This window comes from Paraburkholderia fungorum (assembly GCF_003610895.1).
GTDB classification, from domain to species: domain Bacteria; phylum Pseudomonadota; class Gammaproteobacteria; order Burkholderiales; family Burkholderiaceae; genus Paraburkholderia; species Paraburkholderia fungorum_B.
Genome location: NZ_MCAS01000006.1, coordinates 19,512 through 40,175 on the forward strand (window position 1 = coordinate 19,512; position 20,664 = coordinate 40,175).

14 protein-coding genes and 1 tRNA gene are annotated in these 20,664 nt (G+C 62.8%); 7 read left to right on the forward strand and 8 right to left on the reverse strand.

Annotation, left to right across the window (positions count from 1 at the left end):
- Positions 1-26: 26 nt before the first annotated feature.
- Positions 27-1,544: a nitrogen regulation protein NR(I) gene (gene ntrC, locus BCY88_RS07320; protein ID WP_120343616.1), complete on the forward strand. Its 1,518-nt coding sequence runs from the start codon at positions 27-29 to the stop codon at positions 1,542-1,544.
- 119 nt (positions 1,545-1,663) lie between these two features.
- Positions 1,664-3,844, forward strand: a complete 2,181-nt coding sequence (locus BCY88_RS07325) for a prolyl oligopeptidase family serine peptidase (RefSeq protein WP_120343617.1) — start codon at positions 1,664-1,666, stop codon at positions 3,842-3,844.
- 48 nt (positions 3,845-3,892) lie between these two features.
- Here the strand turns inward: BCY88_RS07325 and xth are convergent, their stop codons facing one another.
- Positions 3,893-4,669, reverse strand: coding sequence for an exodeoxyribonuclease III (gene xth, locus BCY88_RS07330; RefSeq protein ID WP_120343618.1), 777 nt, complete (start codon positions 4,667-4,669; stop codon positions 3,893-3,895).
- A 279-nt stretch (positions 4,670-4,948) separates the two neighbouring features.
- Between xth and BCY88_RS07335 the strand changes: the two genes are divergently transcribed.
- Together BCY88_RS07335 and BCY88_RS07340 are read left to right on the forward strand one after the other, a co-directional pair.
- Positions 4,949-5,236 carry a hypothetical protein gene (locus tag BCY88_RS07335; RefSeq protein WP_120343619.1) on the forward strand — a complete coding sequence of 96 codons (288 nt, stop codon included), beginning with the start codon at positions 4,949-4,951 and terminating at the stop codon, positions 5,234-5,236.
- 145 nt (positions 5,237-5,381) lie between these two features.
- Positions 5,382-5,458, forward strand: a tRNA-Met gene (locus BCY88_RS07340).
- An 85-nt stretch (positions 5,459-5,543) separates the two neighbouring features.
- On the opposite strand, the gene BCY88_RS07345 is transcribed toward BCY88_RS07340, so the two are convergent.
- A complete protein-coding gene (locus BCY88_RS07345) occupies positions 5,544-6,242 on the reverse strand; it encodes an aspartate/glutamate racemase family protein (protein ID WP_120343620.1) in 699 nt (232 codons plus the stop codon).
- 255 nt (positions 6,243-6,497) lie between these two features.
- Here BCY88_RS07345 and BCY88_RS07350 point away from each other — a divergent pair, with 255 nt between their 5' ends.
- A complete protein-coding gene (locus BCY88_RS07350) occupies positions 6,498-7,799 on the forward strand; it encodes an amidohydrolase family protein (RefSeq protein WP_120343621.1) in 1,302 nt (433 codons plus the stop codon).
- A 122-nt stretch (positions 7,800-7,921) separates the two neighbouring features.
- Here the strand turns inward: BCY88_RS07350 and BCY88_RS07355 are convergent, their stop codons facing one another.
- The 4 genes from BCY88_RS07355 to BCY88_RS07370 all read right to left on the reverse strand — a co-directional run bounded on the left by BCY88_RS07355 (position 7,922) and on the right by BCY88_RS07370 (position 13,898).
- A complete protein-coding gene (locus tag BCY88_RS07355) occupies positions 7,922-10,030 on the reverse strand; it encodes a M3 family metallopeptidase (protein ID WP_120343622.1) in 2,109 nt (702 codons plus the stop codon).
- A 474-nt stretch (positions 10,031-10,504) separates the two neighbouring features.
- Positions 10,505-11,371, reverse strand: coding sequence for a bifunctional methylenetetrahydrofolate dehydrogenase/methenyltetrahydrofolate cyclohydrolase FolD (gene folD, locus BCY88_RS07360; protein WP_120343623.1), 867 nt, complete (start codon positions 11,369-11,371; stop codon positions 10,505-10,507).
- A gap of 260 nt (positions 11,372-11,631) precedes the next feature.
- Entirely contained in the window at positions 11,632-12,573 is a 942-nt protein-coding gene (locus BCY88_RS07365) for a DUF2950 domain-containing protein (protein ID WP_120343624.1), read from the reverse strand.
- A gap of 20 nt (positions 12,574-12,593) precedes the next feature.
- Entirely contained in the window at positions 12,594-13,898 is a 1,305-nt protein-coding gene (locus tag BCY88_RS07370; RefSeq protein WP_120343625.1) for a DUF3300 domain-containing protein, read from the reverse strand.
- A gap of 75 nt (positions 13,899-13,973) precedes the next feature.
- Here BCY88_RS07370 and BCY88_RS07375 point away from each other — a divergent pair, with 75 nt between their 5' ends.
- Positions 13,974-14,180 (forward strand): hypothetical protein, encoded by a 207-nt coding sequence (locus BCY88_RS07375; protein ID WP_120343626.1) that lies wholly within the window; start codon positions 13,974-13,976, stop codon positions 14,178-14,180.
- 288 nt (positions 14,181-14,468) lie between these two features.
- Here the strand turns inward: BCY88_RS07375 and fixJ are convergent, their stop codons facing one another.
- Both fixJ and fixL read right to left on the reverse strand, forming a co-directional pair.
- On the reverse strand, positions 14,469-15,113 hold the full coding sequence (gene fixJ / locus BCY88_RS07380; protein WP_011488992.1) for an oxygen response regulator transcription factor FixJ: 645 nt from the start codon (positions 15,111-15,113) through the stop codon (positions 14,469-14,471).
- On the reverse strand, positions 15,110-17,626 hold the full coding sequence (fixL, locus tag BCY88_RS07385; protein WP_120343770.1) for an oxygen sensor histidine kinase FixL: 2,517 nt from the start codon (positions 17,624-17,626) through the stop codon (positions 15,110-15,112). Before fixL ends, fixJ begins: the two co-directional genes overlap by 4 nt.
- Before the next feature lie 275 nt (positions 17,627-17,901).
- Between fixL and aceE the strand changes: the two genes are divergently transcribed.
- A complete protein-coding gene (aceE, locus tag BCY88_RS07390) occupies positions 17,902-20,598 on the forward strand; it encodes a pyruvate dehydrogenase (acetyl-transferring), homodimeric type (RefSeq protein WP_120343627.1) in 2,697 nt (898 codons plus the stop codon).
- Positions 20,599-20,664 lie beyond the last annotated feature (66 nt).

Consider the following 20,664-nt stretch of genomic DNA (forward strand, 5'->3'; position numbering starts at 1 on the left):
TATTTCTAGACTTCTGACCGACCTATATGAAGCCGATCTGGATAGTAGACGACGATCAATCGATTCGCTGGGTGCTCGAAAAGGCACTCGCTCGCGAAAACTTCGCGACGCGTAGCTTCGCGAACGTGCGCGAGGCGTCGGCGGCGCTCGATCACGATAGCCCTCAGGTGCTGGTGTCCGACATCAGGATGCCTGGCGGCTCCGGCCTCGAATTGCTGCAAACCGTGCGTGACAAGGTGCCGGGCTTGCCCGTCATCATCATGACGGCGTTCTCGGATCTCGACAGCGCGGTCGCCGCATTCCAGGGCGGCGCCTTCGAATACCTCGCCAAACCATTCGACGTCGACAAGGCGGTCGAGTTGATCCGCCGCGCGGTGGACGAAAGCATGCGAGGCGAGCAAACGTGGGATGACCGCGTTGCCGATGCACCGGAAATGCTCGGTCAGGCACCGGCGATGCAGGACATGTTTCGCGCAATCGGCCGGCTGTCGCATTCCGCGGCCACCGTGCTCATTACCGGCGAATCAGGCACCGGGAAGGAACTCGTCGCACGTGCATTGCACCGACATAGCCCACGCGCGAACGGTCCGTTCATCGCACTGAATACGGCGGCGATTCCGAAGGATCTGCTGGAGTCCGAACTGTTCGGTCATGAGCGCGGTGCGTTCACGGGCGCGCAGGCCATGCGCCAGGGGCGTTTCGAGCAGGCCGAGAACGGCACGCTGTTTCTCGACGAAATCGGCGACATGCCGTTCGATCTGCAGACACGCCTGTTGCGTGTGCTCTCGGACGGGCAGTTCTATCGCGTCGGTGGCCACAATCCGTTGCGCGCCAACGTGCGCGTGATCGCGGCGACGCATCAGAACCTCGAATCACGCGTGCGTCAGGGCCTGTTTCGCGAGGATTTGTATCACCGGCTCAATGTGATCCGCTTGCGCCTGCCGGCGTTGCGCGAGCGCAGCGAAGACATTCCGCTGCTCACGCGCCACTTCCTGCAAAAGAGCGCACGCGATCTGGGCGTGGAGTCAAAGCGTGTATCCGAAGAGGCGCTCGCTTATCTGGCTTCGCTGCCGTTTCCGGGCAACGTGCGTCAACTGGAGAACCTCGCCAACTGGCTCACGGTGATGGCGCCTGCGCAGACCATCGAGATCAAGGACTTGCCGCCCGATCTGGGTCCCGCGCAAGCAGGCGTGAACGATTTCGCGAGCGGTGGCGCTGGCGCGATCGGTGCAGGTGAGCCTGGTCTCGCCGGTGGCGCGCCGATCAACGGCGTCAGTGCAGCCACGCATCCGGCGGCCGCTGTCGGCATGCCCGCAGCCGTCGCTGTGAGCGCCTGGGAAGGTGGTTTGCGCACCGAAGTCGCGCGGATGTTGCGTGAGAATGCGCCCGATGTGATGGATGAACTCGCGCGCCGTTTCGAAGCGGCGGTGATTCGCGAGGCGCTGGACTTCACGCGTGGACGCAAGGTAGAAGCGGCGGAGCGCCTCGGTATCGGCCGCAATACGATTACGCGCAAGATTCAGGAACTCAATCTCGAGCCCTGATTCACGAACTCGGAAGTTTGCGGGTTAGCCGGAGCCGTGCCAGCGGCTCCGGCCCGCAGCGTCAAAGGCGCCCGGGCTCGCAAGGCATAATCGACGCTGTTTTCATTCGACAGCCGACGATGCCCGATTCTTCAGTTCCTTTCTCCTGGCCGCTTTCCCCCGATCCCTTTCTGTCGCTCGAAGCGCTCGAGGACCCCGGCGCGCTCGCGTGGGTCGAGGCGCAGAACGCCCGCACGCGCGCCGCATGGTGCAGCGGCGCGCAATTCGAGTCGCTGAAACAACGGCTGGCCGACGCCTATCTGCCGCGCGAGCGTCCGGTCATCCCCGATCGCTGGAAGGATTGGGCTTACGATCTGTGGCAGGACGAACGCAATCCCAAAGGCATCTGGCGGCGCACGACGTGGGCGGCCTGGCGCAGTGGCGCACCGGTCTGGCAGAACCTGCTCGATTTCGACGCGCTCGGCGCGGCCGAAGGCACGCCGTGGGTCTGCGCCGAACTCGACATTCTTTATCCCGACGGCGATCGCGCACTGATCACGCTGTCGCCCGGCGGCTCGGACGCGCTGGTGGTGCGCGAGTTCGACATCGACGCGCAACGTTTTGTCGACGACGGTTTCGTGATTGCGAAGGCCGGCAAGCACACCGCTTCGTGGATCGACCGGGATACGTTGTATGTCGGTTGGGACAATGGCCGCAAGATGCTGACGCGCTCCGGTTATCCGCGCGAAGTGCGGCGTTGGACACGGGGCAGTGCGTTAGCGGAGGCGCCGGTCGTTTTCAAGGGCGCGTTCGGCGACATCGGCGTGGAGGCGCATTACGATCCGGTCGAACGGCGCCACACGGTGGTGAGCAGCGTCGATTTCTTCGATTCGCATACGTATTACCTCGATAGCGCCAATGCCGATGCGAACGATGCGGCGGTGCATGCCGCTTCCTGGCGGCAGTACGACTTACCGTCGCACGTTGCGGTAGGCGGCTGGCAGGGCTGGCTGCTGCTTGAGCCGCGTCTCGATTGGGACTGCAATGGTGCGCGCTATCCGGGCGGCGCATTGCTGGCGATCCGCGAAACGGCGTTCCTGCGCGGCGAGCGTGATGTGGTACCGCTTTTCATACCGACCTCGCAAACTTCGGCCTGCGAGTGGACACACACGCGCAATTATCTGATCGTGTCCTATCTGGAGGATGTGCAGAGCCGGACCTCGCTGTGGATCCCGTCGCAAACCGCCGATCAGACCTGGCACTGGCAACAACGCCTCTTTCCTTCGCATGACGACGTGCAAGCCGACGTCTCACCCGTCGAGCCGACGCTGAACGACGAGGTGTTCGTCGATACCGACGATTATTTGCAGCCACCCGCGTACTGGCTCACCGATCTTGCGCAGGGCGACCTGACCGATTGGACATTGCTCGACCGCTGGCCGACCCAGTTCGATGCAGCGCCGTTCGCGGTAACGCGTGGGCATGCGGTGTCGGCGGATGGCACGCGGGTGCCGTATACAGTGATCGGGCCGCGCGTTACGCAACACGCGGTAGAGGGGCAGATGGCGCAGTCTGCGCAACAGGCACGCGACCAGGCATATATGGCGGCGCGCGACCAGACGCGCCCATGCCTGCTCAACGGTTACGGCGGTTTTGCGATTCCGTTGCTGCCGGGTTATCTGACCGGGCAGGGCATCGGCTGGCTCGCGCGCGGCGGCGTGTATGTGGTCGCGCATATTCGCGGCGGTGGCGAGTTCGGCACGCAGTGGCATACGGCGGCGCAGGGCGAGCATCGGCAGCGCGCGTTCGACGATTTCATCGCGGTGGCCGAGGCGCTCATCCGCACGGGCGTGACGAGTGCCGCGCAACTCGGTATTCAGGGCGGCAGCAATGGCGGACTGCTGGTCGCGGCGTGCATGGTGCAGCGGCCCGACCTGTTCGGCGCCGTGGTCTGCGAGGTGCCGCTGCTCGACATGAGCCGGTATCACCTGCTGCACGCGGGCGCGTCGTGGATCGACGAATACGGCGATCCGGACGAACCTGGCGAGGCGCGTGTGCTGGCGGCTTACTCGCCCTATCACCGCGTGAGTGCGGACGTGGCGTATCCGCCCGTGCTGTTCACCACGTCGACGGCGGACGATCGCGTGCATCCCGGACACGCGCGCAAGATGGCGGCGCGCATGCAGGCGTTGGGTGCGCCAGGCGTCTGGTATCGCGAGAACACGGAAGGGGGCCACGGCGGCTCCGATGAACTGGAGCAGGCCGAGCATGATGCGATGGTTTTTGAGTTCTTGTGGCGCTGTCTGAACGGGTCGGCGTAGGCCTCGGTAGTCGCGCAGTGCCGCGCGTTACCGCGCGGTGTCGCGCGCTCAGCCGATCTGCGCGACGACCGGTGCGTGGTCCGACGGCTGTTCCCACTTGCGCGGCACTTTGTCGACGTCGCAGGAAGAACATAGTGGGGCGAGCGCTTTCGACAGCAGAATGTGGTCGATGCGCAGCCCCGCATTGCGGCGGAACGCCATCATCCGGTAGTCCCACCACGAGTAGATTTTCTCCGGCTGCTCGAACTGGCGGAACGCATCGACAAGACCGAGTTCGATCAACCGCACGAATTCGGCGCGCTCTTCGGGCGACACCAGATTCTGGCCTTCCCATGCTTTCGGATCGTGCACGTCGCGATCTTCCGGCGCGATGTTGTAGTCGCCGAGCAGCGCGAGCTGCGGATACTGCGTCATTTCACTCGCGACCCAGTCGTGCAGCGCGGCGAGCCAGTTCAATTTGTAGGCGAACTTGTCGGTGCCTGGCGCCTGGCCGTTCGGGAAGTACGCGGAGATGATGCGCACGCCTTCGACGGTCGCGGCGATCACGCGCTGCTGCGGGTCTTCGAACCCGGGGATATTGCGCACGATGCTGCTTTCGTCGACGTTCAGGCCTTCGCGCACCAGGATGCCGACGCCGTTATAGGTCTTCTGGCCCGTGAACCAGCTCCGGTAGCCTTTCTCTTCAAGCTCGGCGCGGGGAAATTTGTCGTCGGTCAGCTTCAGTTCCTGCAGGCACAGCACGTCGGTGTGGCTGGTTTCGAGCCAGTCGATAACGTGCTGCAGGCGCACTTTCAGGGAGTTGACGTTCCAGGTGGCGATTTTCATGAGATTCTCACATTCTTGCTGAGCAAGGCTTTGTGGGGTGCTGCCCCGGTATTTTTGCTGTTCCGCGTTATGTTCCGCTTCATTTCCCACATTAGCGGCTAACTGTCTCGCGACCCGGATTCGGATCGCGAGACGCGGGTTGATTCCGATAGTCCCGCATCTTATCGCGCGAGACGAGCGAGCGTGAAAATTGGCCCGGCGGCCGCGAAAAATAAAACCGCACCCCCGTCATGCCGCGGCGTATAGTGGGATCACATTGACGTGCATCGGGGATCTATCATGGCTCAATCTTATCCGGCGCTTTATAAGGACTTCGAAGTGCATCCGCTGGTGTTTTCGCGGGAGTTCGACAAGTTCGACGGTCACAAGCGTCATGCCGAAGGTTACGACGTGGCAGTACGCGTTTGCCGGCCGGGCGCGATCAGCGGCTCGAAGGCGAGCCGCGTGTTTCGTCTCGTGCTGGCGTCCACGTTCTCCGATTTCGGCGTCGCGAAACGCAGCGCGAGTCAGTACGGTGCGGACATCATCGACGGCAAGGTGGAAGGTGCGACGGTTGCGGATCTCTGAGTTGTCCGCTCATTTTCGGCATCCATGTGCCGCATGCGCCGCATGAGAGTGAACACGCACTGTGCTTCGTCCGCAATTATTTCAGCCTTATTTCACCGGATTGTTTGACGTCTCGCGAACGGCCCTATATACTCTTTTTCTCTGACGCGGGGTGGAGCAGTCTGGCAGCTCGTCGGGCTCATAACCCGAAGGTCGTAGGTTCAAATCCTACCCCCGCAACCAAGCATTGTTGAAAGCCCGCTAGCGCAAGCTACGCGGGCTTTTTAACTTCTAACGTCCCTTCATGCATGCGGCCACGCGCTTGCATTCAGTCCGGCCCAATTGCCCATTCCACAGCCGCTTGCGCATGCAGCGCGGTGGTGTCGAATACGGGTAACGGCGAATCCTCCGGCTTGATTAGCAGCGTGATTTCCGTGCAGCCAAGAATCACGGCCTGGGCCCCGCGTGCAGCGAGTCCTTCGATCACGCGCTGATACACCGCACGCGAGTCGTCATTCACTTTGCCGTGGCACAGCTCGTCGTAGATGATGCGATGCACGTCCGCGCGTCCCGCTTCATCGGGGACCACGGTCTCGAGGCCGTAACGCTCGCCCAAGCGCCCCGTGTAGAAGGTCTGCTCCATCGTATAGCGCGTACCTAGCAAGCCCACTCGCTCGATTCCCGCAGCGCGCAGTGCGGTGCCGGTCGGGTCGGCAATGTGCAGGAACGGTATGTCGATCGCCTGTTCGATCGATTCATACATGCGATGCATGGTGTTGGTTGCGAGTATCACCAGGTCGGCGCCGCCTCGTTCAAGCTGACGGGCGGCGTCGGCCAACTGTTCGCCGAGTGCCGTCCAGTCGCCGGCGCGCTGGTTGGCCTCGATCGGCGCGAAGTCGAGTGTCAGCATCAGGCTGCGGGCGTTGTGGTGGCCGCCAAGGCGTGCCTTCGCATGACGGTTCAGGAGCTTGTAGTACTCGGTGGACGATTCCCAGCTCATTCCGCCGATCACACCGATCGTTTTCATAGTCTTGCTCCGTGGATGGATGATGCAGGCGCCGCTGCGCACCGAAGGAGAGTGCCGAAGCCAACGCGGAACACCCAGGCATCGGGCGTTCGAAAAGTCGAGTATAGGCGGGCGTCGGTGCCCGCAGCCGGTACGGATTCCCTTTTGCCCGCCGGTACGGCCGCCTGTTAAAACGTCGGCATGCACTTTCTGACGCCGATAGAATCATCATCACGCGAATAGCCGTTACCAGAAAACAAGGAAAGGGAGCGAACCATGGATCTGATCATCCGCCACGCGATGCTGCCGGCTAGCGCCACATCACAGCACAAGCAGCAAAAGCAGCCGGTCGACATCGGTATCGAAGCGGGTCGCATCGTCGCTGTCGAACCGAATCTGGCCGCGAGCGCGCGCGAAGAAATCGACGCCGCCGGTTCGCTCGTCACGCCGCCATTCGTCGATCCGCATTTCCACATGGACGCGACGCTGTCGTACGGTCTGCCGCGCGTGAACGCGTCGGGCACCTTGCTGGAAGGCATCGCGCTGTGGGGTGAACTGAAGCCGCACCTGACGCAGGAAGCGCTGATCGAGCGCGCGCTGCAATACTGCGACTGGGCGGTCGCGCGGGGCCTGCTGGCGATTCGCAGCCACGTGGATGTGTGCGATCCGCGTTTGCTCGCGGTTGAGGCACTGCTCGAAGTGAAGCGCCGCGTCGCGCCGTATCTCGACCTGCAACTGGTTGCGTTTCCGCAGGACGGCGTGTTGCGCAGCGCCGGCGCATTCGAGAATCTCAAGCGTGCCATTGCGATGGGCGTCGACGTGGTCGGCGGCATTCCGCATTTCGAACGCACGATGGCCGACGGCGCGCTGTCCGTGCGCATGTTGTGCGAGTTCGCGGCGGAGCAGGGCTTGCGCGTCGACATGCATTGCGACGAATCGGACGATCCGATGTCGCGCCATATCGAAACGCTCGCGGCTGAAACACACCGGCTCGGCTTGCATGGGCGCGTCGCCGGTTCGCATCTGACTTCGATGCATTCCATGGACAACTACTACGTCAGCAAGCTCTTGCCGCTGATGCGCGAGTCGGGCGTTGCGGCGATCGCCAATCCGCTGATCAACATCACGCTGCAAGGCCGCAGCGACACGTATCCGAAGCGGCGCGGCATGACACGCGTGCCGGAGATGATGGCGGCGGGGATCAACGTGGCGTTCGGTCACGATTGCGTGATGGATCCGTGGTACAGCCTCGGCTCGGGCGACATGCTCGAAGTCGCGCACATGGGCTTGCATGTTGCGCAGATGACCGGCGTCGACGGCATGCATGCGTGCTTCGACGCGGTCACGGTGAATGCCGCGCGTATTCTCGGTCTGGAAGGCTATGGCATCGCGCCGGGAAGCGCCGCCAATCTCGTCGTCCTCGACGCACGCGATCCGGTCGAGGCAATCCGCCTGCGCGCCGCGCGGCTCGCGGTGGTAAGCCGGGGCAAGGTGGTGAGCCGTGCGCCTGCGGCGCGCGCGGCATTGTCGCTGGATGGGCGTCCGGCGCAAGTGGATTTCAAACTGCATCGCGCTTAGCCACCGCGCGCGACATATCGGTGCCGGAATGAAAAAAGCCGGGACTTGCTCAAGCAAGTCACCGGCTTTTAATCGAAGTCGACGCCATCCACAACGCCGACTACTGAGACTTCAACGCAAGCTCAATGCGCCGCACCCGGCGCCATGCCGCTGTGCCGCAGCAAGGCATCGATATTCGGCTCGCGGCCGCGGAACGCCTTGAACGATTCCATTGCGGGACGGCTGCCGCCCACTTCCAGAATCTCCTTGCGATAGCGCATGCCGGTTGTCTGGTCGAGCACGCTGCCACTCGCGGCTTGTGCGGCTTCTTCGAACGCGGCGTACGCATCGGCGGACAGCACTTCGGCCCACTTGTAGCTGTAATAGCCCGCGGCATAACCGCCCGCGAAAATATGGCTGAACGTGTTCGGCCAACGCGAGAATGAAGCTTGCGGCACCACGTGGAAGCGTTCGTTGATCTCGCTCGCGAGTTCGGTCGCGTTCTTCGTACCGGAGGCATCGAAACCGGTGTGCAGTTGCATGTCGAACATCGAGAACACGATCTGGCGCAAGGTGCCGAGACCGCTCTGGAAGTTCTTCGCGGCGAGCATCTTGTCGAACAGATCGCGCGGCAGGGGCTTCGCGGTATCGACGTGCGCAGTCATGTCGCTCAGCACGTCCCACTCCCAGCAGAAGTTCTCCATGAATTGCGACGGCAATTCAACCGCGTCCCACTCGACGCCGTTGATGCCCGATACGCCCAGTTCATCGACACGCGTGAGCATGTGATGCAGGCCGTGGCCGAATTCGTGGAACAGCGTGATCACTTCATCATGCGTGAAGCAGGCCGGCTTGCCGCCGACCGGTGCCGAGAAGTTGCAGGTGAGATACGCCACCGGCGTTTGCACACCCCCGTGCGTGTGCTTGTGACGGCCACGCGCGTCGTCCATCCATGCGCCGCCGCGTTTGCCTTCGCGTGCGTACAGATCGAGATAGAACTGGGCGACGAGCCCGCCGTCCTGATTCTCGACGCGGAAAAAGCGCACGTCCGGATGCCAGACGGCTGCCTCGTCGCGACGGATGCGCACGCCAAACAGCGTTTCCGTAACCTTGAAGAGGCCCTTGAAAACGACGTCTTCCGGAAAGTATTGTTTGACTTCGTTCTCGGAGAACGAATAGCGCTTCTGGCGCAGACGTTCAGCGGCGAACGTCATGTCCCATGGCTGCAGGTCGCTCATGCCGAGTTCGCTCGCGGCAAATTCGCGCAATTCCTTCCAGTCCTGTTCGGCGTGCGGACGCGCGCGCGTGGCGAGGTCTTCGAGGAAGCTCATCACCTGTGCAGGCGATTCGGCCATCTTCGGCGCGAGCGAGACTTCGGCGAAATTGTTGTAGCCGAGCATGTGCGCTTCTTCCGCACGCAGCTTCAGTTGTTCGGCGAGCACCTGGGTGTTGTCCCACTCGGGCTTGCCGCCGCCGTATTGCGGACCGAGCTCGGAGGCACGCGTGACGTACGCGCGATAGATCGCTTCGCGCATCGCGCGGTTTTCCGAGTACTGCATGACCGGAAAATACGACGGGAAGTGCAGCGTGAATTTGTAGCCGGTCTTGCCTTCGCGCTCGGCGGCTTCCTTCGCGGCTTCGATCACGTCTTCCGGCAGGCCGGCCAGTTGTGCTTCATCACCGGCTTCGACGACATACGCGTAAGCATTCGTCGCATCGAGCACGTGATCCGAAAACGCTTTCGACAAGCCCGCCTGGCGTTCCTGCAATTCGGCGAAATGCGGCTTCTGGTCTTCGGGCAATTCCGCGCCCGACAGGCGGAAGTCGCGCAGCGCGTTGCCGAGGATCTTCTTGCGCTCGCCGGTCAGCGAGGCGAAATCGCCGCTGGCGTTCAGTGCCTTGTACTTTTCATACAGCGCAAGATTTTGCCCGACGCTCGACCAGAATTCCGTGACGCGCGGCAGATTCTCGCCGTACACGGCGCGCAATTCCGGCGTATCGGCCACGGCGTTCAGATGGCCGACCACGCTCCATGCGCGCGACAGCGGTTCAGTGGCGCGCTCGACCGGCTCAACGACGTCGGCCCATGAAGCGGGCGTAATCGGCTCGGCGGCGCGCTCGACGGCGGCTGCCGCATCGGCGAGCAGGACATCGAGGGCAGGCGTGACGTGTTCGGGGCGGATTTCGCCAAAGCGCGGCAGGTCGGAGAAATCGAGGAGCGGATTGTCGTGTTTCGAGGGGGTAGTGGACATAAGGCTTCCTGTCTGACGCGGGTGAACGGGTAATCGGTGCATCGACGGGCGTCCCCCAAGGGGACTTCCTTCGGGTCGCGCGCTGCAACGCCCCGATGACACTCCATAGGGACATTATTGGGGCAGGGCGCGCCGATTCCAATCCGTCGGCAGACAAATTATCAGATGTCGCGCGATTGTGCGCGAGGGTGGGTATCCGGCGCGCGGCTCAGGCAGTGGGAATGCGCCGGAGCGCCGCATCCACTGGGCCGCTGCGCGTTACAGGAGCACAGGGTGGGAATTGCTGCTTCGCCGCAATCTGAGCTTTTTTGCGGCGTACGGCAGGTCGGCACAGCGCCGCATTGGGTGAGGGTGTGACAGTTGACGTGAGTCCGCGCGTGAGAGGGGCAGGCCTGGCATGGGGAAGCACGCCGGCACGCATCCGGCGCCTGTGTGCGGGCGAAACCGCTGCGCCCGCACGCGTTCATCACATCTTCAAGCCTTGGCCGTTGCCGCTGCTTCGCGCTCGGCGGCTTCGATCGTATTGACGAGCAGCATCGTGATGGTCATCGGACCGACGCCGCCCGGCACCGGCGTAATGTAACCGGCCACTTCCTTCACGCCAGCGAAATCGACATCGCCGCACAGTTTGCCGGCTTCATCGCGATTCATGCCGACGTCGATCACGGCAGCGCCCGGCTTCACCATGTCTGCCGTGAGAATGTTGCGCAGGCCGGTGGCGGCAACCACCACGTCGGCGTTACGGGTATGGGCGGCCAGATCGCGCGTCTTGCTGTGGCAGATCGTGACGGTCGCGCCCGCTTCGAGCAGCAGCAGCGCCATCGGCTTGCCGACGATGTTCGAGCGGCCGATCACGACCGCGTTTGCGCCTTGCAGCGGAATTTCGTAGGCCGCCAGCATTTTCATCACGCCGTACGGCGTGCACGGGCGGAACAGCGGCCGGCCCGTCATCAGCGCGCCGGCATTGGCGACGTGAAAGCCGTCCACGTCCTTTTCCGGGGCGATCGCCTCGATCACCTTGTGGCTGTCGATATGCGGCGGCAGCGGCAGTTGCACCAGAATGCCGTGGATGCGCGGGTCGCGATTCAGTTCGTCGATGCGCGCCAGCAGATCGGCTTCCGGCAGATCGGCCGGATAGCGGTCGAATGACGAGCCGAGTCCGTTGTCATGGCACGCCTTGACCTTGTTGCGCACGTAGACTTCGCTGGCGGGATTGTCGCCGACCAGGACCACGGCGAGGCCCGGTTGATGGCCGCGAGCGGTGAGGGCGGCGGCGCGGGTGGCGACTTCGGCGCGCAGGGTCTGGGAAAGGGCTAGGCCGTCGATCAGTTTGGCAGTCATGGTCGGTCGAGATGGGCAGTTTGGAAAGCGGGGCAGGGCGCAGGCACGCGTGGCATGGGTGGCACGTGCGATGGCGCTTTTCATCGGAAACGGGTCGGCAGATGAAAAGCGCGCGGCGCGAATCGGCGATAAGCGGCGTTGCAAAGTCCGACATTATACCGACCCTGCATGGCGTGCCATGCAGGGATTGCTGGTGCACGCGTGGTGCACGGGCACACGGCGGTTTCGCCGTGTGCCCGGCCGCCGGGTGCGCTTTGACTTTATTCCTGCACCGGCTGCCAGCTATCGTCCGGGTCGAACGATTTGACGGCGGCCGCGGCACGCGCGGTCTGCGGGCCCAGATTCTTCTGGTAAACCTGGCCGCTCTGATTGACGATGAAGCTCATCACGCCGGTCTTGCCATACTCGGCTGGCGAAGCGATCAGACCGAACCCTTTGGTCAGCACGCCGTCCTCCACATAATCCTGTGCTCCCCCTTTCGCGTGCGGACCTTGCGCCGTCAAAATCCGGTAGTGATAGCCGTGATAGGCCTCTGTGGGCAGGGTGCCGTTGGGCATGGTGGCCGCAAGCGGCCCGAGCGGGCTCTCCGTTTCGCCGGGCGCGGTCACCCAGTACAGGCCGTCATGCTGGCCTTGCGTACTGACGAAGCGCTGGGCGTAGTGCTGGGTCAGGTTGTGATAATCGAATTGCGCGTCGAGGTAGGCGAGCGAGGTCAGGATCGCCGCGTGTTCATTGCGGCCAATGCGGCGTGTCAGCATCTCGTCCTGCGCGGCGGGCGGATCGAAGCGCCAGCCGTGCGCGGCCTGCACGAGCGGAATCGGCAACGTCCAGCCACTGTCGCCGACCGCCAGATGCGCGGTTGCGCGCCCCTTGCTCTTTACGGGGTCTTCAACGATCTGATGCCCTTTCGACCATGCGCCGAGGAACTGGTAAATGTCGTCTTCGCCAATTCCTTCGGAAGGAATGAAGCGATGGAAATCGTTGCCGAGCACGTGTTTGAGCGCACCTTCATCATTGCGGGCCAGGGCGTCGACGAACGCATTGGCGGCGTCGTCAGCCGTGGGATAGACCGCTTGCGCGTGTGCGGCGGTCGTGCCGAGCAGCAGTACCGGCGCCATCAGCAGGGTGCCGGCGCTGCAGAGGGCGGCGGCGAGTGTTAGAGCATGCGCGCGCAAGGCGCCGCGTGGAATTAAGCGAATCATTAGAGATTCCTCCTGATCGTTCAACGGTTGCGGCCAAGATGGCGCTCACCGCCGCCGCCACCGCCCAGTCTGCCGCCTCCGCCTCCGCCGCCGCGCTGGATACCTCCGCCGTTCGCGCCGGGACCGCCGCCCATGCGCTGCTGGCCACCGCCGTTTGCGCCGAAGCCGCCGCCGGAGCGGTTCGCCGCAGCGTTGCGGCTTGCCTCGCCACGCTGCGTGTCCTGCCGCGCCGCATTGCCGTCACCGGCGCCGCGTAGCGCATTATCGCGATTGACGTTCTGTGCGCGGTTTTGCAGGTCGGTGTTGGCGGTACCGCCCTGATGAATCCCCTGGACGCGCTGGCTCGCATTGCCGCTCAGGTTCTGGCCGGTGCGGTTCTGCAGCGTCTGCTGGGCCTGCGCGCGGGCGGCGTCGTCACGGCCGCGGTAGGCATCGCGCTGCGCGCCACCGAGGTTGTTGTTGACGTTGCGGTTGAGATTCGCGTTGTTGACATTGCGATTGACGTTCGCGTTGCGGTTCCAGTTCGTCGTGTTGCTGTTCACGTTGAGCCGGTTGTTCACATTGATGTTGTTGTACCGGTTCACGTTGATGTTGACGTCATGCGTGTTCCAGTTAAAGCCGCCCCACAGCGAATTGGCAACTGCGACGCCGGCGCCGAACGCAAGGCCGGTAGCGAATCCGGTTGCGATTGCATAGCCGGGCGGCGGTGGAACATACACGGGCGGGTAGGTGGGATAGGGCCACGTGCCGTAGACGACAGTCGGGTTATAGGTCGGCACGTACACTACCTGCGGATTGGCCGGCACGATCTGAATCGTGCTTTGCTCGACCACGACCTTTTGCTGTGAACTCGTCTTCAGATTGCCGGCGGCCTGCGCCTGTTTGCGCAGGCGTTGCACGGAGTCCATCACATCGTTTGGCTGGGCCAGAAAGGCGTTGCCGAGTTGCGCGACCCAGTCGGGTTTGGACGCCATGGTTGCGAGGACCTGCGGGAAGGCGACCAGCGATTGCACGCTCGGGTCCCATGGCTCGGACGCGACTGCCTTGACAGCGTCGTCGCCCTGCAGCTTCGCGTTCGCTTTCGACCATGCGGCGGCGGACTCTACGTCTTGCGGGAAGGTGGCCGCCATCAGCACCTGCGCGAGCAGCGCGTCGGGATAGAGTGCGATGGGCGCGGTCAGCGAATCGAGTTGCTGATTCGACATCTTCGCGGCGCTTTGCGCATAGGCGGCGGTTGGTGCGGCGAGACCCATGAAGAACGGCGCACCTGCGAATGCAGCACAGACAAGCAACACACGCGAACGGTGTGCTCCGGATCGTTTCACGATGAAATCCTCCCGGCTGGGTTGAACGCGCGAGGCCTATGCGCAACGCATGCCGCGTTGCCCAGGCGCAATGAAATGTGGAGCGTGGTGAAGAGCGGGGCGGATGGCCCACGTGTAGCCGTACAGATCGATATGACCCATGCGCCAGTGAAGCGGCTAGGCCGTTTCATCTGTTTTGCATCGACTGACGATGCCGAACAGGACAACAACGACGACAACAATGACGACAACGACTGCAGTTCATCTGTCCTGTGCGCATCGGGCATCAGCGATTCCTGCTAAGGAGTTCTGTGTAAATTAGGGGACGTAGCCGAGCTTGTCAATCTTACGGGAGGAAAGAATCCATTGCCGTTTGGCGTAAGCAGATGCTGATTAGTATGCAGTAATGCTAAATAGATACTGATGCGTCGAACCAGACGGCTCGTCGTCAGCGCATTGCGTCGGAAAGCGAAGGGAAGCGGGGGTGCTCAAGGCGGGGGAGGCGAACGGACCGGACCTTTCGACAGTCCGGCCGTTGAAGCTTGATCGCGAACCGCGGGCGGGCCGCGGTCGTTATCGGGGATGTTCTATTTATTGCGCCGGTTGCGGCTTGTTCGACAACGCGAGACGCAGCAGATCGGCGACCGTGTTGACGTTGAGCTTTTCCATGATGTTCGCGCGATGCGCTTCAACCGTCTTGATGCTGATGCCGAGATCGTCGGCGATCTGCTTGTTCAGGCGGCCGGCGATGATGCGCTCGAGCACCTGGTGCTCACGCGCGGTCAGCTTGCCCAGACGTTCGGCGGCAGCGCGCTGTTGCTGCACGCTGGTGCTTTCGCTGCGTGCCTTGTCGAGCATGCGCTCGACCAGCTTGCGCAGTTCGGCTTCGTCGAAGGGCTTTTCGATGAAGTCCATCGCGCCTTTTTTCATGGTGGACACGGCCATCGGCACGTCGCCGTGACCCGTCACGAAGATGATCGGCAGCGACGCGTTGTCGGCGATCAGGCGTTCCTGCAACTCGAGCCCGCTCATGCCGGACATCCGCACATCGAGAATCAGACAGGCAATCTGGCCCGGATGCGTATGCGGCTGCCATGCGTCGATGAACTGCTCGGCGCTGGAGAAGCATTGCACGCGGTAGCCGTTCGCCTCCAGCAGCCAGCGCAGCGAATCTCGCACGGCCTCGTCGTCGTCGACGACAAAGACTGTTTCCTGTGTGGTGACTGGGCTGTTCATAGCTCTCCCGTAACGGTTTGTGGTGTCGGCGCCTCTGACCCGCCGTTGCTCGGGCCGTCAGGCTCTCCAATAGGCAGACTGCAATGGAACGTGGCGCCTGTGATGTGGCCGTCAGATTCGACGTTGTTCACCACCCACAGACGACCGCGGTGCGATTCGATAATCGAACGGCAAATGTTCAACCCCATGCCCATACCGTCGGACTTGGTGCTGTAAAACGGTTCAAACAGACGCTCGGCGGTTGCTTCGTCGACCCCGGGTCCCTGGTCCACGACGCTAATGCAGACAAACCCGCTGTCCAGCCGCACGACCACGCGAATCACCGGATCCACCGCGTTCGGGCGTGCGTCGTGCATGGCTTCGGCGCCATTCTTGAGCAGGTTCACCAACACCTGCTCGATCAGCACCGGATCGACATAGATCACCGGCAGGCGCGAGCGCAGATCGGTCACGATGCGAATCTTGCGCTTGCGCGCTTCGAGCTCGGCGAGACCCACAGCGTCGGCGACGATGTCGGCGACGCGCGTGGCCTGGCGTTTCGGCTCGCTGCGTTTCACGAACTCGCGAATGCGCTTGATGATCATGCCCGCTCGCACCGCCTGTTGGGCAGTTTTTTCGAGCACGGGCAGAAGATTGTCAGGCGTCGTCCGACCGGATTTAACCAGTGCTACGGTTCCGGAGCAATAGTTATTGATCGCGGCGAGCGGCTGGTTCAGTTCGTGCGCGAGCGAAGAGGCCATTTCGCCCATCGTCATCAGGCGGCTGGTGAACTGCAGTTTCTCGTCCTGCTGGCGCGAGAGTTCCTGAGCCTGCTTGCGGGTGGTGATGTCGGTCGCGATCTGCATCTGCGCGAGGTGGCCGTCCACCCACTGGATGTACTGGCGGCGCACTTCGAACCATTTCTGGATGCCCTGCACATAGACTTCCTGCGCATCGGCCGTGCTTTCGGTCAGGGCGGCGGCGGGCAGCCCGGCGTAGGTGTCCACCATGTCGATCGAATCGGACGACGCCTGCGCGCTGTCGAACCCGCCGCCCGCCAGTTCCAGATGGCCGTCCGGGCGAATGCCGAACAGGTGGCGGTAGTAGCGGTTGGCGAACAGCAATTCGGCTTCGTCGGCGGCCAGCACGGAGACCGCGGCGTCCAGACTCTCGAGCACGGTGGTGAAGCGCTCGTGCGCGGCGGCGAGTTCTTCGCGCGCGCGCTTGGGCTCGGTGATGTCGGTCATCGACGACATCCAGCCGGTCTGACGGCCCGAGCTGTCGATCAGCGGCGATACGTAGAGCCGCGCGTGGAACGACGAACCGTCCTTGCGGCGCACCCGCAGTTCGAAGCCCGAAGAAGGCGCCTTGCCGCGCAGCGTCATGTCGAGCTGGCGTTGCATCTCGGGGTAGGCGTCACGCGGCCAGTAAGCGAACGGCGCGTTCTTGCCGACCAGGTCGCTTTCGTCCCAGCCGGTCATGCGGCAGAAGGCTGGATTGACGTGCGTGATGCGGCCATGCATGTCGAGCACGCGCATGCCGATCAGCACGGAGTTTTCCATGGCGCGGCGGAAGAACGCTTCCGCGTAGAGCGCCTGCTGGGCCTCAAAACGTTGCCGCGTGTGTTTCCACAAGCTCCACAGACTCCACAGCACGAAGCACGACAGGCCGGCCACCAGCCAGACCAGCGTGTTGTTGGTGAAGTTGGTCATCTGCGGGAACGCGTAGACGCGTACCGAGACGCCCTGGCCCGGCGGGTCGAGCGGCAGGTCGTAGAACATGTCGCGCGGCAGGCGCGGACGGGTCGACGTGGTGGTCAACTCGCGGTTGTTCACGTCGATGATCGAGATTTTGTATTTGGCCGACAACTCGGGCGGAATGTCGTGTTTCAGGATGCCTTCCACCGAGAACACGGCGGCAATCGTGCCGAGGAAGTCGCGGTCGCGGAAAACCGGCGTCTGCAGCGTGATGTAGCCATTGCCGAGGTCGTCGTAGATCAGCGGCGAGTACACCTGGCGGCGCGTATTGCGGGCTTCGGCGAAGGCGGCTTTGACGGCCTCGTCCATCTGCGCGTCGTTCGGCTTGGCAAGACGCTGGCCGAACACGGGCAGTGCGGTATTGGGCCAGCGCGGCTGCTGCTGGCTCGTGTACCAGTTCATGTAGAGGATCTCGGGATGCCCCTGCATGATGTCCGTGGTGGACACCTGGAATGAATGCGGATCGGCGTGGCCGGCCACGAGGTCGCGGGCGAGGGCCTGGATCTGTTCCTGCGCGCCGGTCATGGACAGGCGGATCTGCTGCTGCGCCCACGCGACGTTGCGGTAGAGCGTGTCTTCCTGCTGCTGCTGTTCGCGCCGGTTCAGGCTCCACAGAATCAGGCTCATGACGACCAGGAAAACCAGGATCGACAGCAGCGGCGTGAGCAAATAGGAGTTCGACCACCACGGTCCGTGGTGCCAGCGGGAGGACGGCGTCGAATCCGCCGGCGAACCAGCGGTGCGCGCCGAGCGAGCGAAAAGCCGTTCGGTCAACATGCGTGGCATTGTAGCGCAGCGAGTCGCTAGCAAATGGCGCAAAAAAGCACTGAAAGAACCGTTATTCGGCGCAAACTAGCCGACGTATCCGTCGATCGGCAGTCAAATCAGGTTGCGCCGCAACAATTTTCCGCATTATGAGAAGTGATCTCGTAATTCGAAAATTTTGTTGCGCGGACGTCGGGACCCCTTTTACAATCGGCCGAAGCTGCCGCGGCCGTGCTTCGTCCGCGTCGTCTGTTCAAAGAGCGTTCCTCTATATCCAGGAGACGAGCATGTCCGCTGTACCCGACGAAGTCATGAAATATGTCGCCGCTGAAAAAGACGACGATCCCCAGGAAACCGGCGAATGGCTGGAAGCGCTGGATGGCGTGATTTCTGCTGTGGGCCCCGATCGCGCTCACTACCTCATCGAGAAACAGATCGAATTCGCCCGTGTTCACGGCGAACATCTGCCGTTCTCTGCAAACACCCCGTACATCAACACGATTCCTGTGTCGCGTCAGGCGCCGATTCCCGGCGACCAGGACCTCGAACACCGCATTCGCTCGTACACGCGCTGGAACGCCATTGCCATGGTGCTGCGCGCCGGCAAGGACACCAACGTCGGCGGCCACATCGCGTCGTTCGCGTCGGCCGCCACGCTGTATGACGTCGGCTACAACCATTTCTGGCATGCACCGTCCGCCGAACATGGCGGTGACCTCGTGTTCGTGCAGGGCCATTCGTCGCCGGGTGTGTACTCGCGCGCGTTCCTGCTCGGCCGCCTGAGCGAAAACCAGCTCGACAACTTCCGTCAGGAAGTGGGCGGCGAGGGCATCTCGTCGTATCCGCACCCGTGGCTGATGCCGGACTTCTGGCAATTCCCGACCGTCTCGATGGGCCTCGGCCCGATCATGGCGATCTATCAGGCACGCTTCATGAAGTACATGCAGGCGCGCGGCATTGCGAAGACCGAAGGCCGCAAGGTCTGGGCTTTCCTTGGCGACGGCGAAACGGATGAACCGGAATCGCTCGGCGCAATCGGCATGGCCGGTCGCGAACGTCTCGATAACCTCGTGTTCGTGATCAACTGCAATCTGCAGCGCCTCGACGGTCCGGTGCGCGGTAACGGCAAGATCATCCAGGAACTCGAAAGCGAATTCCGCGGCGCCGGCTGGAACGTCATCAAGGTCGTGTGGGGCAGCCGCTGGGATGCGTTGTTCCAGCGCGACAAGTCGGGCGCGCTGATGCGCCGGATGATGGAAGTCGTCGACGGCGAATATCAGACGTACAAGTCGGAGTCGGGTGCGTTTGTTCGCGAACACTTCTTCAACACGCCGGAACTGAAGGCGCTGGTCGCCGACTGGTCGGACGAAGACGTGTGGAACCTGAACCGCGGCGGCCACGATCCGCACAAGATCTACGCAGCGTTCACCGAAGCCACGAACGCCAAGGGCCAGCCGACCGTCATTCTCGCGAAGACGATCAAGGGCTATGGCATGGGTGAAGCCGGCCAGGCGATGAACATCACCCACCAGCAGAAGAAGCTGCACCTGGACCAGCTGAAGAAATTCCGCGACCAGTTCCGTCTGCCGATCTCGGACGAAGATCTCGTCAACGTGCCGTACCTCAAGTTCGAAGAAGGTTCGAAGGAACTCGAGTACATGCGCGCTCGCCGTCAGGACCTCGGCGGCTATCTGCCGGCGCGTCGCCAGAAGGCCGAGTCGCTGCCGGTGCCGGCGCTGGACGCGTTCGAGCCGCTCCTGAAGGGCACGGGCGAAGGCCGCGAAATCTCCACGACGATGGCGTTCGTGCGGATTCTGAACATCCTGCTGAAAGACAAGGCGCTCGGCAAGCGCATCGTGCCGATCGTGCCGGACGAGTCGCGTACCTTCGGTATGGAAGGTCTGTTCCGTCAGATCGGTATCTGGAATCAGGACGGCCAGAAGTACATTCCGGAAGATTCCGATCAGCTGATGTTCTATCGCGAATCGGAATCCGGCCAGATCTTGCAGGAAGGGATCAACGAAGCCGGTGGTATGTGTGACTGGATCGCGGCCGCGACGTCGTACTCGACGCACGGCGAGATCATGATCCCGTTCTACATCTTCTATTCGATGTTCGGCTTCCAGCGTATCGGCGACCTGGCATGGGCGGCGGGCGACATGCGTTCGCGCGGCTTCCTGCTGGGCGGCACGGCTGGGCGTACCACGCTGAACGGCGAAGGTCTGCAACACGAAGACGGCCACTCGCTCCTGTGGGCGGCGTCGGTGCCGAACTGCATCAGCTACGACCCGACCTTCGGTTACGAACTCGCGGTCATCATGCAGGACGGTCTGCGTCGCATGGTCGCGGATCAGGAAGACGTGTACTACTACATCACGGTGATGAACGAGAACTACGAGCACCCGGCGATTCCGCAGGGCGATGCTGTAGCGGCCGACATCATCAAGGGTATGTATGCCTTCCGCAAAGCGGAAGCCGACGCAAAGGCGCCGCGCGTTCAGCTGATGGGCGCGGGCACGATCTTCAACGAAGTGATTGCCGCTGCCGATCTTCTGAAGAACGACTGGGGCGTCGCTGCCGACCTGTGGAGCGTGCCGAGCTTTACCGAACTTGCTCGCGAAGGTCACGAAGTGCAGCGTTGGAACCTGCTGCACCCGACCGAAGAGAAGAAGGTCTCGCACGTCGAGAAGCTGCTGAAGGACGCACAAGGCCCGGTCATCGCTTCGACCGACTACGTGCGCGCGCTGACCGAACAGATCCGCGCGTTCGTGCCGCAGAAGTTCGTCGTACTCGGCACGGATGGCTACGGCCGTTCGGATACGCGTGAAAAGCTGCGTCACTTCTTCGAAGTCGATCGCTACTGGGTCACGGTTGCCGCGTTGAATGCACTGGCAGACGAAGGCACGATCGAACGCAAGGTCGTTGCAGAGGCGCTCAAGAAGTACAACCTTGATCCCGCCAAACCCAACCCGATGACCGTCTAAGGCATCATTCCCCGTGTGCCATGGCGTGCGCGCCTGCCCCTGATCGCCAGGGGCGGGTGGCGTGCG

Coding starts and splice junctions, on each gene's coding strand:
- ntrC (WP_120343616.1), top strand. CDS start 27: ATGAAGCCGATCTGGATAGTAGACGACGATCAATCGATTCGCTGGGTG.
- BCY88_RS07325 (WP_120343617.1), top strand. CDS start 1,664: ATGCCCGATTCTTCAGTTCCTTTCTCCTGGCCGCTTTCCCCCGATCCC.
- xth (WP_120343618.1), bottom strand. CDS start 4,669: ATGAAAATCGCCACCTGGAACGTCAACTCCCTGAAAGTGCGCCTGCAG.
- BCY88_RS07335 (WP_120343619.1), top strand. CDS start 4,949: ATGGCTCAATCTTATCCGGCGCTTTATAAGGACTTCGAAGTGCATCCG.
- BCY88_RS07345 (WP_120343620.1), bottom strand. CDS start 6,242: ATGAAAACGATCGGTGTGATCGGCGGAATGAGCTGGGAATCGTCCACC.
- BCY88_RS07350 (WP_120343621.1), top strand. CDS start 6,498: ATGGATCTGATCATCCGCCACGCGATGCTGCCGGCTAGCGCCACATCA.
- BCY88_RS07355 (WP_120343622.1), bottom strand. CDS start 10,030: ATGTCCACTACCCCCTCGAAACACGACAATCCGCTCCTCGATTTCTCC.
- folD (WP_120343623.1), bottom strand. CDS start 11,371: ATGACTGCCAAACTGATCGACGGCCTAGCCCTTTCCCAGACCCTGCGC.
- BCY88_RS07365 (WP_120343624.1), bottom strand. CDS start 12,573: ATGATTCGCTTAATTCCACGCGGCGCCTTGCGCGCGCATGCTCTAACA.
- BCY88_RS07375 (WP_120343626.1), top strand. CDS start 13,974: ATGTGGAGCGTGGTGAAGAGCGGGGCGGATGGCCCACGTGTAGCCGTA.
- fixJ (WP_011488992.1), bottom strand. CDS start 15,113: ATGAACAGCCCAGTCACCACACAGGAAACAGTCTTTGTCGTCGACGAC.
- fixL (WP_120343770.1), bottom strand. CDS start 17,626: ATGTTGACCGAACGGCTTTTCGCTCGCTCGGCGCGCACCGCTGGTTCG.
- aceE (WP_120343627.1), top strand. CDS start 17,902: ATGTCCGCTGTACCCGACGAAGTCATGAAATATGTCGCCGCTGAAAAA.